The following is a 17190-nucleotide window of genomic DNA, read 5'->3' as shown; positions in this document are numbered from 1 at the left end:
TGGTTAGTGGTATGACTTTTGTACAGCATCTATGGGATCTGCTGTTGTTCCTGGTCGTTGTGGTGGGTGCGATCCCTGTTTGCCTGTGGATCGTTGCCATCACAACGCATCAATCTACATTCAGACTTGCTCATGCTGGACTGGTAATTCTCACGGTTTGGTGTAGTTTACAAACTGCGATCGCGCTTGTACTTGGAGGATTGCATCAACTGAATTTGAGCGCTGTGATTCTGTGTGAAATTCTTTTGTTCTCGTTAGGATGCTTCTTACTGAGAACGACGCAAAACAAGTTTCCTCGATTCTCACTCTCGAAAACGATTCAATCTTTCACGTTGCAAGAGCGAATCATTTTAGGCGCGTTTGTTGTTGTCTTTCTGAATCTGATTGTTTACGCAATTCTGACTCCGATTACTAGCTATGACTCGCTCGCTTATCACTTACCTGCAATGGCAAAATGGTATCAAGTCGGTCATTTTGCGGTGTTGGATGAGTTCAAGCTGGAGCTGATCGGTTACTATCCTTACAGTTGGGAAGCACTATGTTTACTCTTTATGTTTCCGTTTCGCGAGGATGTTTTGGTGACATTTCCAAATTTTGTCGCCTGGTTGATTCTAGGAGGAGCAACTTACTTAATCGCGCAGCAGTTCTCAGCACAGCGAATTTATAGTCTTGCAGCCGCATTGTTTGTGTTGACGTTGCCTTTGTTGACCCAACTTGTGAACTCGATTCATGTAGATATTCAGTTTGCTGCATTCTTTTTGAGTGCCTTTTACTTTCTACTGGTTTGGTGGAACAGTCGCTTTGTCTCGGATTTTGTTTTAGCCATCATTTCAACCGGGATGATGCTAGGAATTAAAACTTCAGCGATTCCTTATGGTGTGTTGTTAGTGCTCTCGATCGCGCTTTTCCCAATCTTGCTTCCCCGACCTGCTGCTGCTTGGTTTGTTCATCTCAATCGATTCTCAAAAGGGTTTGCGTGGCTTGGAAGTGCGATCGCGCTTTTGCTGGGGAGCTTTTGGTATCTGAAGAACTTTTTGTCGATCGGGAATCCTGTAGGACTTCTGCGGGTGCAAATTGCAGGAATTCAGCTTTTTCCTGGAACTGTCGATCCCAGTAAAGTGAAGATCACTACATTAGCCGCGGCTTTTCGCTGGTTAAATCCTTCGGATTGGCTGGTTGTGATCAAGCAAGTGATTCTTCAGTTCGGAGTACCGTTTGGACTGATCGGGCTGCAATTGGTGATTTGTGCGGTGATAATGGCGTTGCGTCCACAGGATTTTAAGAAGGCAACGATGCTGCCGGGAATGCTGATTGTTGCGATCGTCATTCTCTACGTCTATACCCCTTACAGCGGCTCGAATGAGTTCCCGCCCAGAGTCACAAACTGGATGGGGCAAGGATTGAGATATGGATTTGCGGGCGTTGCTTTGTTGGGGGTGCTCAGTGCGGTGGGATCAACGATCGCGAACTTCCGCAAACCGTTGATCACAGCGGGCTGTGTGCTGTCGAGTGTTACTGTTCTCGTCAATATCTGGGTATGAACAAGAAAGCGATCGGACTTACCCTAGCTGTCAGTAGCATCTTTGCAGGCGGGCTATTTTGGGCAAGACAACAGCGGGCAATTGCCCGGACTCGATTGTATAGTGATGCGATTTCTTATATTGACACCGCAACAAAGCCGGGGGAAACAATTGGCTATCTATCGAGTCACGAAACATATCTTTTTTATGGAAAGAACTTTGATCGTCAAGGGGTGCACATTCCGTTTCAGCGGAATCAGTCTGTGTCTGCGTGGTTGAACTCGATTCGCGATCGTCAAATTCAAGCCCTTGCAGTGGGTCGATTGATCAATGAATCAGGCATGGATCGAGCGGAAATCTATCAGCGTCTTTTACAGGCGGAGAAATCAGGCAAACTGCGTCGCGTTGCGGGTCAAGATCCCCGACGTGAATCGATCGTGTATCGTTTAGAGCAACCCTAATCGATTTTGGTGTTTAGTGAGTGAATCTGCATGATCCGAAAATCGTCTTTACAATCCTCTCAACGAAGTACACAGCGTGTCGTCCATCGTCCTGAGAGCTTAATGCGTCATCCTCTGCGGCTTTTTCAGATGATGTGGCTTGATCTTCTAGCATCACGAGAACTCGCTTGGCAACTCATGGTCAGGGACATCAATACTAAGTATCGCCAGTCGATTCTGGGGTTTTTCTGGGCATTCTTACCCGCGATCGTCATGGCAACCGGATTTACCTTAGCTCAGAGTGCTGGAGTCGTGAACATCGGCAAGACGAGCATTCCTTACCCCGCTTATGTCATGTTCAGCATGACGCTCTGGCAGACCTTTGTAGAAGCACTCAATGGTCCGGTGCAGGCGGTCACTTCTGCTAAGGTGATGCTGGCACGGGTGAATTTTCCCAGAGAAGCATTGGTGCTGGCGAAATTGGGTGAAGTATTCTTTAACTTTGGCATCAAGCTGATATTGATCATCGGATTGTTCCTCTGGTTCAAAATTCCGGTAACAGCAAGCGTGATTCTAGCTCCAGTTGCGCTGATTCATCTGGTCTTGCTTGGAACATTCTTTGGGGTTTTACTGGCTCCCGCTGGAATGCTGTATCAGGATTTCACAATGGGATTGACGCTAGCAACGAGTCTTTGGTTGTTTATCACGCCAGTTGTGTATCCTGTGCCGACTCAAGGACTGTTTGGCACGATCGTTAAACTCAATCCGGTGACTCCGTTGCTGGTGGCGATTCGTGAGTTAGCGACCACGGGAGTGATTTCAGACCCGACGAGCTTTTGGATTGCTAGTCTGATTGGTGCTGTGGGATTGTTGCTTGCCTGGATTAGCTATCGGTTAGCAATGCCTTTCGTTGTTGAAAAAATTAGTTCCTAATTGAGCGCATGAGAACATTAGAACCGAAAACCGCACAAGCTCCGCTCTCAGAGTCTGAGGTGATTCTGTCAGTTGATGATGTCTCGAAGAAATTTTGTCGGGATCTCAAGCGATCGCTGATTTATGGTGTTAAGGATATTGTCTCTGAACTCAGTGGAACCCGTCAGGGAACTGATACACTCCGACACAAGGAATTCTGGGCACTGAACAAGGTCAGCTTTCAACTCAAGCGCGGCGAAGCGGTTGGATTGATCGGTAAAAATGGCAGCGGTAAATCGACCCTGCTGCGAATCATTTCCGGTTTGATCAAGCCCGATGCCGGATCAATCGAAGTCGTTGGACGAGTCGCGCCGTTGATTGCCCTCGGAGCCGGATTTAGTCCGATTCTGTCAGGACGGGAAAACATTTATGCGAATATGTCGATTCTGGGCGTATCGAAGCGGGAGATTCGCAATCTGATCGATGAAGTGATTGATTTTGCTGAGATTGGAAACGCGATCGATGCACCTGTGCAAACGTATAGTTCTGGAATGGCAGCCCGATTAGGATTTGCTTGCGCGATTCATACAAAGCCAGACATTTTGCTGCTCGATGAAGTGTTAGCTGTGGGCGATTTGAAGTTTCGCCAAAAATGCTATCGAATGCTGAATCAGCTTCGCCAAGACGGAACTGCGTTTGTTTTAGTCGCTCATAACTCGAATGCGATTCTCTCTGTTTGTGATACTGCCGTTTATCTTAAACAAGGACAGGTCGTCACGACTGGCAGAGCTGATGATGTGGTCACTCGATATGAGCGAGATTTGTTCTCGATCGAAGTTCAGGAAAGTGCAGGACGGCTGTTCTTGTCGTCGAAAAAACCGGGAGAGAGTACCGGATTAGATATTCTCTCACTCTGCTTTAAAGATGAATCTGGCGAAATGACCGATGCTCCGATTAGCGGCAAGCCGACTGATTTTTGTATCGCTTATCGAGCCGAGGAGCCACTTCAAGATGCCAGCATAGATTTGATGATTAAAGATCAGATCGGAGAAGGCGAATGGATGCTGCGGTTGACGAGTGAGAAGGACCAACCGAATCTCACATTACCGCCAGGAGATCACGAAGTTCGAGTGCGATTGCCGTACTGCGGTTTGAAGCCAGGAGTTTATTTGATGAAGGTTATCATTCGTCAAGACCGACTGCACTGTCTAGATGGGGTTGAATCGTTCAGGTTTGCAGTGGCGGGATCGGAAAACATGACAAGCTGTATGTTTTACCAACCGCGAGAATGGCATGTCTTTTAGTTCAGTAGGGCAATCGCTCAACAAAGAAGCAAAGAAGCCGTGTATGTGAGAGGTGTATGTTTGTCACTTTACCCTTCGGGAATCAGACGCTACAAAAGCTGTGGTGGAAAAAGCAGCGAACAGTCGAAAAAGTCAGAAGCACTGGATTACTTGGTGAATATGATTTAGTCTTTGTAATTCATCCAGGCAATCGAGGCTGGATTCTGGAAGCAATTTGCAAAGAGATTGCAGCGTATAGTTCGGGACGCTTTTGTTTTCACTATGCGACTGAGAATCTTCCGTCTGCAAAAGCTTATTTCTTTTCACACTATTGTTTGTTGCCGCTGAGTTTGAGAGCAAATCCAGAAATTCGCGATCGTAAACTGATTGTCTTTCACACTCATCCGAAAAATCCGGCTGAAATGGGCGTGAGCGATCGAGAACTTTACGAGGCGCTCAATGCTTCAACTCAAGTGGTTTGCATGTGTTCAGAGTTTGCCAATCTGTTGATTGCAGAAGGAGTGAATCCAGATAAAGTTACCTACGTGGTCGGCGGTGCAGATCCGCAAATTTTTCAACCTCATGATCGAGGTGCGGGTGCGATCGGTTTATCAAGTGCTTATCAACCTCGAAAAGACCCAGACCGGGTGTACGACTTGATCAAATCGATGCCGCATCGTCGATTTATCTTGATTGGGCGGTACTGGGAGAAGTACGAGAAGTTCCCGGAGATGATGGCGATGGAGCACTTCTCTTATGTTCAAGCTTCTTATGCAGAGTATCCTAGCTACTATGCTCAGATGGATGTCTTTGTGTCGCCTGCAAAGCTAGAGGGTGGTCCCATTCCTTTACTGGAAACGATGATGTGTAATATTGTTCCAGTCGCCAGTCGAACCGGGTTTGCGCCGGATGTGATTCGGCATGGTGAGAATGGTTTTTTGTTTGATGTCGATAGTTCAATCGATGTGATCTGTGATTTGATCGAGCAAGCCTATCAGCTTGAGACGAATATTCGGGCAACAGCTCAACCGTTTACCTGGGAAAACTTTTCCCTAGCCATCCAGGACTATGCAGGCTTGATTTAGCGATCGCTCTTTTTCTTATACCGAATTGATCTGTTAATGCTACAGATCAATTTGGTATTAGGTTGACTTGTTCTGATTATCCGATACTCAGTTGACTGATTTTAGTTACTCAATTCATATCATTTAATCAGTCTATGAAGGCTCATTCACTTGTAGCGCGTCAGTTCATCAATTCTGACCTCCTGTCTGCATTCTCACCGGATACGTTCTTATCCACCACTCCGTTTCCTTGGCATCACTTTCATCAGTTTCTGCGACCCGAAGCCTTTGAGCAGCTTTATCAGGATTTTCCAAGTCTTGAGCTATTTGAGCAGCATTCAGGCATCGATCGCGGCAACGGTCAGCGTCCGCATAATCGGTACTATCTCGCGTATGGGGAATCAATCTACCGCAGCGGACAGAAAGGGCAAGGCATCATTACTCATGCCGAGTTACCTCCGATTTGGCAGGCATTTATCGAGGAGTTACAAACCAATTCGGATTATCATGCGTTCGTTCGCTCTGCGCTCGGTGTGTCCCAGTTTAAGATTCGATATGCTTGGCATGTTGGCTTTTCTGGGTGCGAGGTGTCCCCGCACGTCGATTCATCCGACAAAGTAGGAACCCATATTCTGTACTTCAACACCGAACAAGATTGGAATCAGTCCTGGGGCGGTGAGATTTTGGTGTTAGGCGATCGACAAACTGAAGTGATCAATCCGGAGTACAGCGATTTTGGCTCAATCACTCCCGTGAAAATTACAGGCAATAGCAGCTTCTTTTTCAGAAATAAACCTCATGCGTGGCATGGAGTTCAGCCGCTGAGTTGTCCAGAGGGTAGCTATCGACGCTTGTTTAATATCATCTTCGAGTATCCCCAAGCTAGAACGATTTTGAATTCTTCAGTCGGTAAGCTGGCGCGTAAACTTGTTCCGTTTCAATCGATCCGATCGCTTGCAAGAGAATGGGTATTGCGGTGAAATAACGATCGACGGTTGCGCTGTCCTTTATTTGCTCTAACTCTATGCAGCAACAACTTCAACCCGCTTGTGTTTCCCAGGTGCTAGATCTGCTGAAACTGGAGGCGAACGCCATTTTGCAAACGGCTGATCGACTCCGACCCGATCAAGTGCAACGAGCGATCGACGCGCTGACAGTCTGTTCTGGTAAGGTCATTCTCATCGGGGTTGGCAAGTCGGGAATCGTCGGTCGTAAAATTGCGGCAACGTTGACGAGTACTGGTACCCACGCGATTTATCTACACCCAGCCGATGCGCTCCACGGTGATCTGGGAATTGTCACAAGTCAGGATGTCGCGATCGCGCTGAGCAACAGTGGCGAAACCGATGAACTGCTAGCGATTCTTCCGTACCTGAAACAGCGTCGAGTTCCGATTATCGCGATCGTGGGTAATCCGCATTCGACACTATCACGGGCGGCAGATGCAACCTTAGATGCTTCGGTGGATCAAGAAGCCTGTCCGTTTAACCTCGCTCCCACGACGAGCACCACGGTGGCGCTGGCGATCGGAGATGCGATCGCGATGACCTTGATGCAGGTGAAAGCTTTAACCCCTGAAGATTTTGCCATCAATCATCCAGCGGGACGGCTTGGAAAACGGCTCACGCTGCGGGTTCAAGATCTAATGCTCAACGAACCTAAAACCACCACAGTGCGACCGACAGCGACTTGGTTAGAGGTGCTACAGCAAATCACGATCGGGGGTGCTGGCGCGTTAAGTGTGGTAGACGAAGCCGATCGATTGATCGGCATCATTACCGATGGGGATTTACGCCGCTGGATTCAAAAGATTGATCCGCGTCAGCTACACACGCTGAACGCTGGGATCATGATGACAAAAAATCCGACCGTTGTTTCGCCAGATCTGCTTGCGTATGATGCGCTGCAACTGATGGAAAATCGCCCGTCACAGATTTCAGTGTTACCGATCGTGGATCAAGACCAGCAGTATCTCGGACTGATTCGCTTGCATGACATTATTCGGAGTGGACTTTGATGCAAATTTTGGCAGTAATTCCAGCGCGGTACGATTCGGTGCGATTTCCCGGTAAACCGCTGGTGAAAATTGGCGATCGACCGATGGTGCAATGCGTGTATGAAGCAGCACAACGCTGTTCCGCTTTTACAAAAGTGGTGGTCGCGACTGACAGCGAAAAGATTGCAGACTGTGTGCGATCATTTGGTGGTGTAGTCGAAATGACCCGCAGCGACCACGCTACCGGAACCGATCGCGTCGCAGAAGTTGCCGAACGCTATCCCGAAATGATCGCGATCGCGAATGTTCAGGGAGATCAACCGTTCGCGACTCCAGAGATGCTAACTCAGCTTGTCAGTCCGTATCTGCGCGGAGAATTGCCGGAAATGACGACGTTGGCTTGTCCGTTGAATTCGGAGACGGGCTACGCTGATCCAAACGTGGTGAAAGTGATTTGCGATCGCCACGATCAAGCACTGTACTTTTCTCGCGCTGCGATTCCGTATCTTCGCAATCCGGGAGCCGTTCCGGTTTATCATCATTTGGGATTGTATGCATTTAGCCGAGATTTTCTCGCGCATTATGCGAAGCTGACTCCAACGCCGCTCGAACAATGTGAGGGGTTAGAGCAGCTTCGAGTTTTAGAACACGGCTATCGCATCACGGTTTGTCAGACCGCGATCGCAGTCCCCGAAATTAATACCCCTGAAGATCTTCTGCTTGCTCAGTCCTTTCTTGCTGCGAGTCCTGCTATATGATTCAAACTCAAGTTACAGAAACACATACGATCGGAGACAGTTCACCGCTGACGCTGATTGCTGGACCTTGTGTGATCGAATCGGAGGACTTTACGCTGAAAATGGCGGATGAGATTCGGCAAGTTTGCGATCGCCTCGGTATTCCGTTAATTTTCAAATCTTCGTTTGATAAAGCGAATCGGACTTCGGTGAGTTCGTTTCGGGGACAATCGATCGACACTGGCTTAGAGATTTTGCAGAAGGTCAAGGATAAAGTCGGTGTCCCGGTTGTGACCGATATTCACGAAAGCTATCAAGCCGCGATCGTGGCAGAAGTCGCTGATGTGCTACAAATTCCGGCGTTTCTCTGTCGTCAAACTGATTTACTGGTCGCAGCAGCGGCAACGGGTCGAACGGTGAATGTCAAGAAAGGACAATTTCTCGCGCCGTGGGACATGAAACAGGTGGTGCGGAAATTGGAAGCTTCTGGAACCAATCGCATTTTGCTCACAGAACGCGGAACAAGCTTCGGATACAACACTTTAGTTGTGGATTTTCGGGGATTACCTCAGATGAGAGCATTGGGCTATCCGGTCGTTTTTGATGCCACACACAGCGTCCAAATGCCGGGAGGACAGGGAGAAAAATCAGGAGGACAGCGTGAATTTGTGCCATATCTTGCTAAAGCCGCCGCAGCCATTGGCATCGATGCGCTGTTTATGGAAGTGCATGAGAATCCAGATGAAGCCCTGAGCGACGGACCGAATATGATTCCGTTAGCGCAGCTTGAAACTGTCCTGAAACAGATTCTCGCAGTGCGTCAAAGTTTAGAAGTCTTTCGGTCTTAGTGTATGCAGATAGATGAATTGCGATCGCGCCTTGCTCAAATCAAACTCCTTGCGCTCGATGTCGATGGGACGTTAACCGATGGTGGACTTTACTTCACCAATAGCGGCGATGAGTTCAAGAAATTCAATGTCAAAGACGGGCAGGGCATGAAGCTTGTGATGGAAGCAGGCATTCAGATTGCGATTCTGTCGGCGAGTTCTTCTACCGCAACGATTCACCGAGCGAAAAAGCTCGGAATTTCGCATGTGTATGTGGGTGTGGAAGATAAGTTGACGATTTTACGATCGCTCTGTGATCAGCTTGGAATTGATTTTTCTCAAGTTGCCTATGTTGGAGATGATGTGAATGATTTGCCGATTCTCGAAGCAGTCGGCTGTCCGTTAACAGTCGCGGATGCGGTCAAAGCCGCAAAACAGGCTGCAATCTATATCACTGAGAAAGCAGGTGGACAGGGCGCAGTGAGAGAAATTTGCGACCTGCTGCTAGAAAGTCAGATGCCCTAACTTGTTCGGAGAGATTTATGATGAATTCGACCCCTGATCCGATTCGGATTTTCATCGGTTCGAGTCCTAAAAATACGATCGAAGAAGCGGTCTTTCGATACACGCTGCAAAAATATACGAAAAGCGCGATCGAAGTTCATGTGATCAATGGTCAAGCTGGGACGGCAACGAATTTAACCACAGGTGAAGTCAAAAAGCTGCCGCTCAATCTGATCAATCGGATTCCAGGAGCGACCGCTTTTTCGCTGGGGCGCTGGGCGATTCCTGAATGGTGTGGCTATCGTGGCAAAGCGATCTATTGTGATTCCGATCAGGTGTTACTTGCTGATTTAGCTGAACTTTGGAACTTTGATTTATCGGGTTGTGCGCTGGCTGCGGTTCCCGTCAAACAAGCGAAAAGCGCGAGTGCGTACATTGATTCTTACTTGCAAACTTATCTCAATGTGAATGATGATTACTATCTTGCGAGTGTGATGCTGATCGATTGTGAGAAAGCCGCTAAATTTAGCTTGTCTTCGCTGATCGATGAGATGGATCGCAAAGTATTTTCGATGTCGGATTTGATGTATTTGGGCGAAAAGTTTCGACAGTATCTAAACATTGAAGTGAAGACGTTGCCGAGTGAATGGAATCATTTGGACTATGTGGATGAAACCTCGAAGCTGGTTCACTTTACGAATTTGGATAGTCAACCTTGGCGGTTTCATCATCACCCGATCGCGAAATTTTGGGAAGACCTTTTTCTCGAAGCGATCGCCCAAAATGCACTTTCGCAGGACACGGTTAAAACCGCTTATGCGAATGGTTGGATCACGGCTCGAATGAAAGCGATCGCGATCCAGAATCAATCCTATCCAGAGTCGATTAATCAGATTTGGCGGCGTTGGAGTCGAATTAGATTAGCGATCGCTCGATTTGTCACGCATCAAATCAAGCGAGTGAGGTTTGTGTGGTCTCGGTTCACAGCACGATCGACCTCGGTTGGAAATGCTGAGATTTAATATCAAGTCAATCTGTAGCGATCGGAGATCAATTTGGTATAGGAACGATCATGGTATTGTTACAAAGCTCTGTCGATTGGCAGTCTCTCAGCGTCGAAGTCGTTGATCAGCTTGCTTGGACTGCAATCTGTCACTGGCAGGATCACAGTTCAATCGATCCGATTCGCAACGGATTAAACTATGCGGAACTCACCCGATCGTTTCTCTGGGACAAAGCTTCTAGAGCTATCCGCCAACATCGCAACCCTGAGAAATTCGCCTTTGAACGATCGCTGATTCAACCCCTGCAAGGAAAGTTTCGCCAAAACCGCAACCCGATCGCGGAACTGCTCAAACAACCGTTTCGCCCAACTTACGATCGTATTCGCGCCATTCGTCAAACATCAGTTTCCAACCGCCAAAATCTCCCGATTTTGTTTGTTCCTCGTCCCTGTCCCCGACTAAAACAGGGCTTGGAAACCTTAATGCGATCGAAACAAATTCTACTTCGCGGTTCTTATCTGCAATCTAGCTATTTTCTCGAAATCAACAAGTTAGGACAACAACCTCCGCTAACTTCTGACGAAGCAGCATTCGCATTTCAGTTATATGAAGGCATTACCGAAGGACTCAAAGCGTTTAACATCGAACTAATTTCTGAAGATGCGCCAAGACTCCAAACTCAGATCATTCAGCAGTTGGCATATGTTCGTGTCGCAGAAATCGAAATGCGAATGACTCGCCCCGATGCGATTTTGCTGTATGCCGATAATCATCATCCGGTTCAGGAATATGCCTTGATTGCTCAGCGCGACGGAATTCCATCGGTGATGCTTCAGCATGGATTAGATTGTGAGCGCTATTATCTCGATGAGGCGTATGCGTCAGATTTAGCAGTTTGGGGAACGCATCGCCGCGATCGCTATCAGCAAGATTCGAGCTATCAACCGCGCATCGTGATCACCGGAAATCCCGAATACGATCGCCTTCGATACCCAGAAAAGTTAGCTCCAGAAGGAAACTACTGGCTCTGGGTAACTCGTCCTCACAGTCCAGAGAAATGTTACGCTCCGTCTCGATACGCTGACGAAGGGATTGAGATTTTAGAAGCGCTGATGATTGCCCTATCGAAGTTTCCCGATGCTCGTTTGGTGATCAAACCGCATCCAGCCGACTATGTAGAGCGGTATCAAACTTATATTGAGCAGCATTCATTGAGCGATCGAGTCGAAGTCAGTACCACAAATGTTCAGACCTTGATTGCTAAAGCGAGTGTCGTGATTTCGGAAGATTCGACCGCAGGCTTAGAAGCGATGTTTTTTGGTAAGCCTGTGATTCATGCTCACTTTGCGGCTTCGGCTCCGGTGTTATCGTTTGTGCGATCGAGCGCAGCATTTCCCGGTTATTCTCCGGAGATGCTGTGTGACTCGCTGAATCAAGTTCAACAGTTAACCGCGATGCAGCAGTCTGATTTATTCGAGGCACAGCGTGACTTTTTACAATCTCATGCAGGTGACTGTGATGGACAAGCTGCACAACGAGTGATGTCGCTGATTTTGGAGACAATTCACAAGGCATGAAAGTCTTACATCTCAATTTCTCTGATGTCTATGGAGGAGCCGCGATCGCAGGATATCGACTGCATCAAGGCTTACTCGCTCAGGGAATCGATTCTAAACTACTCGTCGGGCGAAAAGACTCAGGGAGTGATGCCGTCACCAAGGTGCCCCGTAGATCCTACATCGAGACGAAAATAGCAACCTTGAGCCAAGATTTAGGACTCAGCTATGTCTCGATCCTCAGTAGCTTCAAAATCGAGCAGCATCCATCTTATCAAGCCGCTGATGTTCTGAACTTTCACAATTTACATTCTGGCTATTTTAACTATCTAACATTACCCAAGCTCACTCGAAAAAAACCTGCAATCTTTACCCTGCATGATATGTGGAGTTTTACCGGGCACTGTAGCTATAGTTATGACTGCGATCGCTGGAAAACAGGCTGTGGAAATTGTCCTTATCCTGAAACTTATCCAAGCATCAAGCTCGACAATACCCGCACCGAATGGAAGCTAAAAAACTGGATTTACGATCGCAGTGATTTAACGATCGTGGCTCCGAGTCGCTGGCTGGTCGAACAAGCAAAAGCGGGACTCCTCGGTCGCTTTGATGTGCATCACATTCCGTATGGGATTGATACAGAAGCTTATCAACCGCTCGATCAAGAACATTGTCGATCTCTGCTCGGCATTCCTCAAGATAAAAAGGTGCTGATGTTTGCTGCGTTCTCGCTGAGCGACAGTCGTAAAGGGAGTGATGTCTTAGTCAAAGCACTTCAAGCTTTACCGTCTAGCCTCAAATCAGAAACTTTGTTGCTCACGATTGGAACGGGTAGCGAAACCTTGTCTGAAGTCGTCGGAATGCCCACGGTCAATTTAGGACATGTGAGCAACGATCGATTAAAAGCGATCGCGTATTCTGCTGCTGATTTATTTTTGCTTCCCACACGTGCTGATAACTTACCGCTCGTCCTGCAAGAAAGTCTTGCCTGTGGCACTCCGATGGTGTCGTTCAAAGTTGGGGGCGTTCCTGATGTTGTGCGGCATCGGGTGACGGGCTATCTAGCAAGTCCCAATGATGCGGAAGATTTAGGTCAAGGCATTGTAGAACTGCTCGAAGATCCGGATTTGCGCCATCAAATGCAGCAAAACGCAAGAGCGATCGCGATCGAAGAATATCGCTTAGACCAACAAGCCGATCGATATCTGGAACTGTACTGCGCCCTTTTGAATCGTTAAAGATGAAAATTAGTGTTTTAACTCCGGTTTATAACGGAGAGCAATTTATTGCTGAGTGCATCGAGAATGTGATTGCTCAGAACTGCCCAAATGTTGAGCATATCATTGCCGATGGTGGCTCGAAAGATCATACCGTTGCCATCATTCGCCAATATGCTGAGCGATACCCCCATATTCGCTGGTTCTCAGAACCCGATCGCGGTCAATCCGACGCGATGAACAAAGCGCTGAAAATTGCTGAGGGAGAAATTATCGGCGTTCTCAATATCGATGATCTCTATGAGCCGAACGCGCTCAACACCGTTCTAGAGCAGTTTACAACTCTACCCGTTCCGAGTCTGCTCGTGGGAAACTGTTGGGTTTGGGATGAACAAAGCGATCGAACCTTTCTCAATCGCCCCAATGCCCTTTCTCTAACGAATTTGCTGATTGGTCGCACGCATCTTGCTAACCCTGCCGCCTATTTTTACCATGCGTCACTCCATCAACAGATCGGCGACTACAAAGTCGAGGAACACTATGCAATGGATGTCGATTTTGTCCTAAAAGCGTCAATGATCGCACATTTGAAATACATTGATGTGAACTTGGGTCGCTATCGTATCTATGCCAATACAAAAACAGCGATCGATGCTCAAGTTGGCTTGAGTAAACAACGCTATCAGACTTATTTGCAAACTTACACCGACAAGCTACCCCTGACGCAGCGATGGATTGTTCAAGGACTGCGATCGCTCCGTAACTTAAGAGTTACTCTCCAAACCTCAATCTAAAACCATCATGGGACACTCCAAACTTCTCTTGCAGGCAAAACGAGCAGGTAAAACCGTTACGGATTGGCTAGGTTACGATATTCGGAGCCGAAATTCTCTCCTGCGTCCAGCCGGAGATATGCGCTTTCTACTAACTCGATTACAGCAATCTGGACTGAAGCCATCCTGGATTTTAGATATCGGTGCCAACAATAGTCAGTGGAGCCGCATTGCAAAGAGCGTATTTCGGGAGGCACACTGCTTTATGATTGAGCCGCAGTCTGAAATGCAATCTGCACTAGAGCAGTTTTGCCAAGAGTTTCCGGGAAGTCAATGGATTTTATCGGGAGCAGGAGCGGAACCGGGAAAACTTGATCTCACGGTTTGGGATGATTTAGCGGGATCATCGTTTTTGCCTGCTTCTGAAGCTGAGTTGCAACAATCCGGTAAGCAGCGAACGGTCGAAATTGTCACGATCGATGATTTGCTCAATGCTGGCAAGCTCTCGATCCCAGAGATTGTCAAACTCGATATTCAAGGCTTTGAACTCGAAGCCTTGAAAGGAGCGACTCAGATTTTTGGTCGAACTGAAGTATTGATCTTAGAAGTCTCCCTCTTTGCGTTTTTACCGGGACAACCTGTATTTGAAGACGTGATTCGGTTTATGAGCGATCGCGAGTATGTAGTCTATGACTTTCCAGGATTTTCGCGCCGTCCCTACGATCAAGCGTTAGGACAATGTGACGTTTGCTTTATCAAACGCGAGGGTCATTTTCGCTCTGAATCTCGTTGGGATTAGAGAATTCGCCGTCAACGCTTGAAGCATCCACAAAGTGGATTCATTTGTCGAAAGCTCAAATCTGTCCAGTTCCTCAACCCTCTAAGGTGCAGTAATCAATATGCAGGTTCTAGTTGATACTTTTTTTGACAATCAGCCGAACGGACATGGTGGAAACCGTCGAACCGCGCAGATTGCCAAATTAGTTGAGCGAGCGAATCTTGAGGTTGTGCAATTTGAACGCACCTTTCTCAAAACTCCGCGTGAGCGCTATCTAGCAGGACTCAGCGCGATCGCAAATCCCAAAACGTATTTTTTTATTGCCAAACATCGCCTGAACGTAGCGCGATCACTCACAGGACTCTCTTTTTGCGGATTTCAAAGAAAACTCTATGAGCAGGTTTTAGAAAAACACACGGGAAGTCCTGTGCTGCTTTGGGAAGCCACAAAGAACTATATTGCGCCTTATGTTGCTAAGGAAAAAGGCTTCAAAGTGTGTGCTTTACCGCACAATTTGGAGTCACTCGTTCCCAATCAAGCTGCATTTTTCGAGAGTCTCAGTACTGAAGCAAATGCACTGGCGAAAGCAGATATTGTCTTTTGCATTTCTCGCGAAGAAACCTGGTTCTTGCGGTTAAGCGGCGCGAATGCTCACTATCTGCCGTACTATCCACCGAAAGCGATCGTAGACCAGCTAATCGAAATTCGGCAAGCTCGAAAAACAACGTCAAACGATCGCTTCTTAATCGTCGGAGGTGCTGGAAATCCGCCAACTCGACAAGGTATGATCGAGCAGATCACTTGGCTGAAACAGCTTCGCCAGCAGATTGAGTTTCAGGTAGACATTGTCGGCTTTAAGACCGAGTCACTCACGAGCTACTGCGATGTCAACATTACAGTGCATGGTGCAGTTTCAACTGAACAATTGTCAAAATTCATGACTCATGCCAAAGCAGCCCTCGTGCATCAAACGCCCAGTTCAGGGGCATTAACCCGCATTCCAGAGATGTTGGTTGCAGGAATTCCGGTTATCGCCAATCGTAATGCCTGCCGTAGTGCATTCGACTATGCTGGAATTCACTGCTATGAAAGCATCATCGAATTATTGAATCTAATGCAGCAACCCCTAGAAGTCTTTGAGATTCCACCACCTCCGATAGCAGCGGAAAAGCATTTCATTGACTGCTTACAAAAATTAGCTAACCATTGATATGTTGTTCTCTAAGTCCGTGCCAAAGGAATACAACGTTCCCAGTCATGGTCAGCTAACCCGCTTAATGATTTTTGGTCTAAAAGTAAGTGGGCACCATCCAACTCATATTCGGCACCTCATTGAATATTTCTGTGAGCATAAATTTCCGGATTATCTCGATTTTGTAGTTGCGCCTGCCTTTCTAGAAGCACATCCCGACATCGTTCAACTAGTCTCAGAGGATTGTAAAGAACGGGTGCGCTTCATCCCGATCACCGAGGCAGAGTTTCGTACTGTACAACAAAAGCGATCGCTTTATACGAAACTCTTTGCGGAGTGGAATTTGCTTTGCCAAGTGGCTCGAAAGCTTCAAGCAACTCAAATATTGTTGCTGTATTTTGATCATCTACAATTGCCGATTGCTTTCGGACAGAAAGCGCCTTGTCCAGTTGCAGGCATTTACTTTAGACCGACTTTTCATTATGCTCAATTTCCCAATTTCCGGTTCACTTGGAAGGAAGCACTTCGGCAATGGCGCAAAAAAAACTTATTGCAGCGGGTTCTTCAATCTCGCCAGGTCAATTTACTGTTCAGTTTAGATCCCTATGCAATTCCTGCAATCGTTGCTCTGTCTCCTTCGGTCAGAGTTTGTCATATTCCCGACCCAATTGAACTCGATACAATCTCTTCAGAAATCGCTTCACAACGAGTCATAGGGCTTCGATCAAAATTGGGGATTGAACCAAACCGCAAAGTATTGCTGCTGTTTGGGCGGGTCAGATACCGCAAGGGAACTGCTCAATTGCTTGACTCCATTCAGTACCTTTCTGCTCAGGTCGCTGAAAAAATATGTGTGCTGATTGTGGGTGAAGTTCCTGCTCAAGAGCAATCCAAACTTCAGGAGTCAATGCAAGCGATTAAACAGTCTTCTGCTGTTCAAGTCATCTTGCAGGCTCAATATGTGGCGGAATCTGAGGTAAAACCCTATTTTCAACTCGCAGACGTAGTTCTCACGCCTTACCAACGTCATGTAGGTATGAGTAATATTCTTGTCCAAGCTGCGGCTGTGCAAAAGCCTGTACTCGGCTCAAACTATGGTGTGATGGGCAAGTTGATTGAGGAACATGAGTTAGGGTTAACCATCGACTCCGAAAAGCCCTCTGAAATTGCCAACGGCATTGCAAGAATCCTCAGTCTATCTCCGGAGACGCTCTGCAATCACCAGAAAATGGAAGCACTTGTACAACTCAACCTAGCAGAGAAATTTGCAGAAGTCCTTTGCTCCGGGCTTCTTAACCCTTCATCTAAGACTTTAAGCACGACCCAAGATTCCTAAAATTGCTGCCTCAAAAATTGCTGCCTCAAATCGCGATCGCAGTTACGTTGT

At 47.3% G+C, this 17190-nt stretch carries 17 protein-coding genes; all 17 read left to right on the top strand.

Translation table 11 applies throughout. The annotated features are described in order from the left end of the window. The first annotated feature begins 11 nt into the window (after positions 1 to 11). A complete protein-coding gene (locus NIES2104_RS18925; RefSeq protein ID WP_058999823.1) occupies positions 12 to 1541 on the top strand; it encodes a hypothetical protein in 1530 nt (509 codons plus the stop codon). Beyond that, on the top strand, positions 1538 to 1981 hold the full coding sequence (locus NIES2104_RS18920) for a hypothetical protein (protein WP_058999822.1): 444 nt from the start codon (positions 1538 to 1540) through the stop codon (positions 1979 to 1981). Before NIES2104_RS18925 ends, NIES2104_RS18920 begins: the two co-directional genes overlap by 4 nt. Before the next feature lie 102 nt (positions 1982 to 2083). After that, positions 2084 to 2893 carry an ABC transporter permease gene (locus tag NIES2104_RS18915; protein WP_263970990.1) on the top strand — a complete coding sequence of 270 codons (810 nt, stop codon included), beginning with the start codon at positions 2084 to 2086 and terminating at the stop codon, positions 2891 to 2893. Positions 2894 to 2901: 8 nt separating this feature from the next. Next, positions 2902 to 4176 (top strand): ABC transporter ATP-binding protein, encoded by a 1275-nt coding sequence (locus tag NIES2104_RS18910; RefSeq protein ID WP_058999821.1) that lies wholly within the window; start codon positions 2902 to 2904, stop codon positions 4174 to 4176. Between the two features lie 56 nt (positions 4177 to 4232). Further along, complete coding sequence (locus tag NIES2104_RS18905; RefSeq protein ID WP_058999820.1) at positions 4233 to 5240, top strand: glycosyltransferase family 4 protein; 1008 nt, start codon at positions 4233 to 4235, stop codon at positions 5238 to 5240. A gap of 134 nt (positions 5241 to 5374) precedes the next feature. Continuing rightward, positions 5375 to 6199, top strand: coding sequence for a 2OG-Fe(II) oxygenase (locus NIES2104_RS18900; protein WP_072218100.1), 825 nt, complete (start codon positions 5375 to 5377; stop codon positions 6197 to 6199). Positions 6200 to 6243: 44 nt separating this feature from the next. Further along, positions 6244 to 7236 (top strand): SIS domain-containing protein, encoded by a 993-nt coding sequence (locus NIES2104_RS18895; RefSeq protein ID WP_058999819.1) that lies wholly within the window; start codon positions 6244 to 6246, stop codon positions 7234 to 7236. Then, complete coding sequence (gene kdsB / locus NIES2104_RS18890) at positions 7236 to 7973, top strand: 3-deoxy-manno-octulosonate cytidylyltransferase (RefSeq protein ID WP_058999818.1); 738 nt, start codon at positions 7236 to 7238, stop codon at positions 7971 to 7973. The genes NIES2104_RS18895 and kdsB overlap by 1 nt, the downstream gene beginning before the upstream one ends. After that, positions 7970 to 8800, top strand: a complete 831-nt coding sequence (gene kdsA / locus NIES2104_RS18885; protein WP_058999817.1) for a 3-deoxy-8-phosphooctulonate synthase — start codon at positions 7970 to 7972, stop codon at positions 8798 to 8800. The genes kdsB and kdsA overlap by 4 nt, the downstream gene beginning before the upstream one ends. Positions 8801 to 8803: 3 nt before the next feature. After that, entirely contained in the window at positions 8804 to 9304 is a 501-nt protein-coding gene (locus tag NIES2104_RS18880; RefSeq protein ID WP_058999816.1) for an HAD family hydrolase, read from the top strand. 17 nt (positions 9305 to 9321) lie between these two features. Beyond that, positions 9322 to 10305 carry a glycosyltransferase gene (locus NIES2104_RS18875; protein ID WP_082690032.1) on the top strand — a complete coding sequence of 328 codons (984 nt, stop codon included), beginning with the start codon at positions 9322 to 9324 and terminating at the stop codon, positions 10303 to 10305. A 50-nt stretch (positions 10306 to 10355) separates the two neighbouring features. Further along, a complete protein-coding gene (locus NIES2104_RS18870) occupies positions 10356 to 11864 on the top strand; it encodes a hypothetical protein (protein ID WP_058999814.1) in 1509 nt (502 codons plus the stop codon). After that, the gene (locus tag NIES2104_RS18865; protein WP_058999813.1) at positions 11861 to 13081 is read left to right on the top strand and encodes a glycosyltransferase family 4 protein; all 1221 of its coding nucleotides are present in this window, start codon (positions 11861 to 11863) and stop codon (positions 13079 to 13081) included. Before NIES2104_RS18870 ends, NIES2104_RS18865 begins: the two co-directional genes overlap by 4 nt. Positions 13082 to 13083: 2 nt before the next feature. Continuing rightward, positions 13084 to 13854 (top strand): glycosyltransferase family 2 protein, encoded by a 771-nt coding sequence (locus NIES2104_RS18860; RefSeq protein WP_058999812.1) that lies wholly within the window; start codon positions 13084 to 13086, stop codon positions 13852 to 13854. A gap of 7 nt (positions 13855 to 13861) precedes the next feature. Then, positions 13862 to 14632, top strand: a complete 771-nt coding sequence (locus NIES2104_RS18855; protein ID WP_058999811.1) for an FkbM family methyltransferase — start codon at positions 13862 to 13864, stop codon at positions 14630 to 14632. Positions 14633 to 14732: 100 nt separating this feature from the next. Next, positions 14733 to 15821, top strand: coding sequence for a glycosyltransferase family 1 protein (locus tag NIES2104_RS18850; RefSeq protein WP_058999810.1), 1089 nt, complete (start codon positions 14733 to 14735; stop codon positions 15819 to 15821). Between the two features lies 1 nt (position 15822). Further along, the gene (locus tag NIES2104_RS18845; protein WP_058999809.1) at positions 15823 to 17139 is read left to right on the top strand and encodes a glycosyltransferase family 4 protein; all 1317 of its coding nucleotides are present in this window, start codon (positions 15823 to 15825) and stop codon (positions 17137 to 17139) included. Positions 17140 to 17190: the final 51 nt, after the last annotated feature.

The organism is Leptolyngbya sp. NIES-2104, from assembly GCF_001485215.1.
In the GTDB taxonomy this organism is placed as follows: Bacteria; Cyanobacteriota; Cyanobacteriia; order Leptolyngbyales; family Leptolyngbyaceae; genus Leptolyngbya.
Note: the sequence above shows the minus strand (reverse complement) of the source record. Positions and strands in the feature narration are given on the sequence as shown.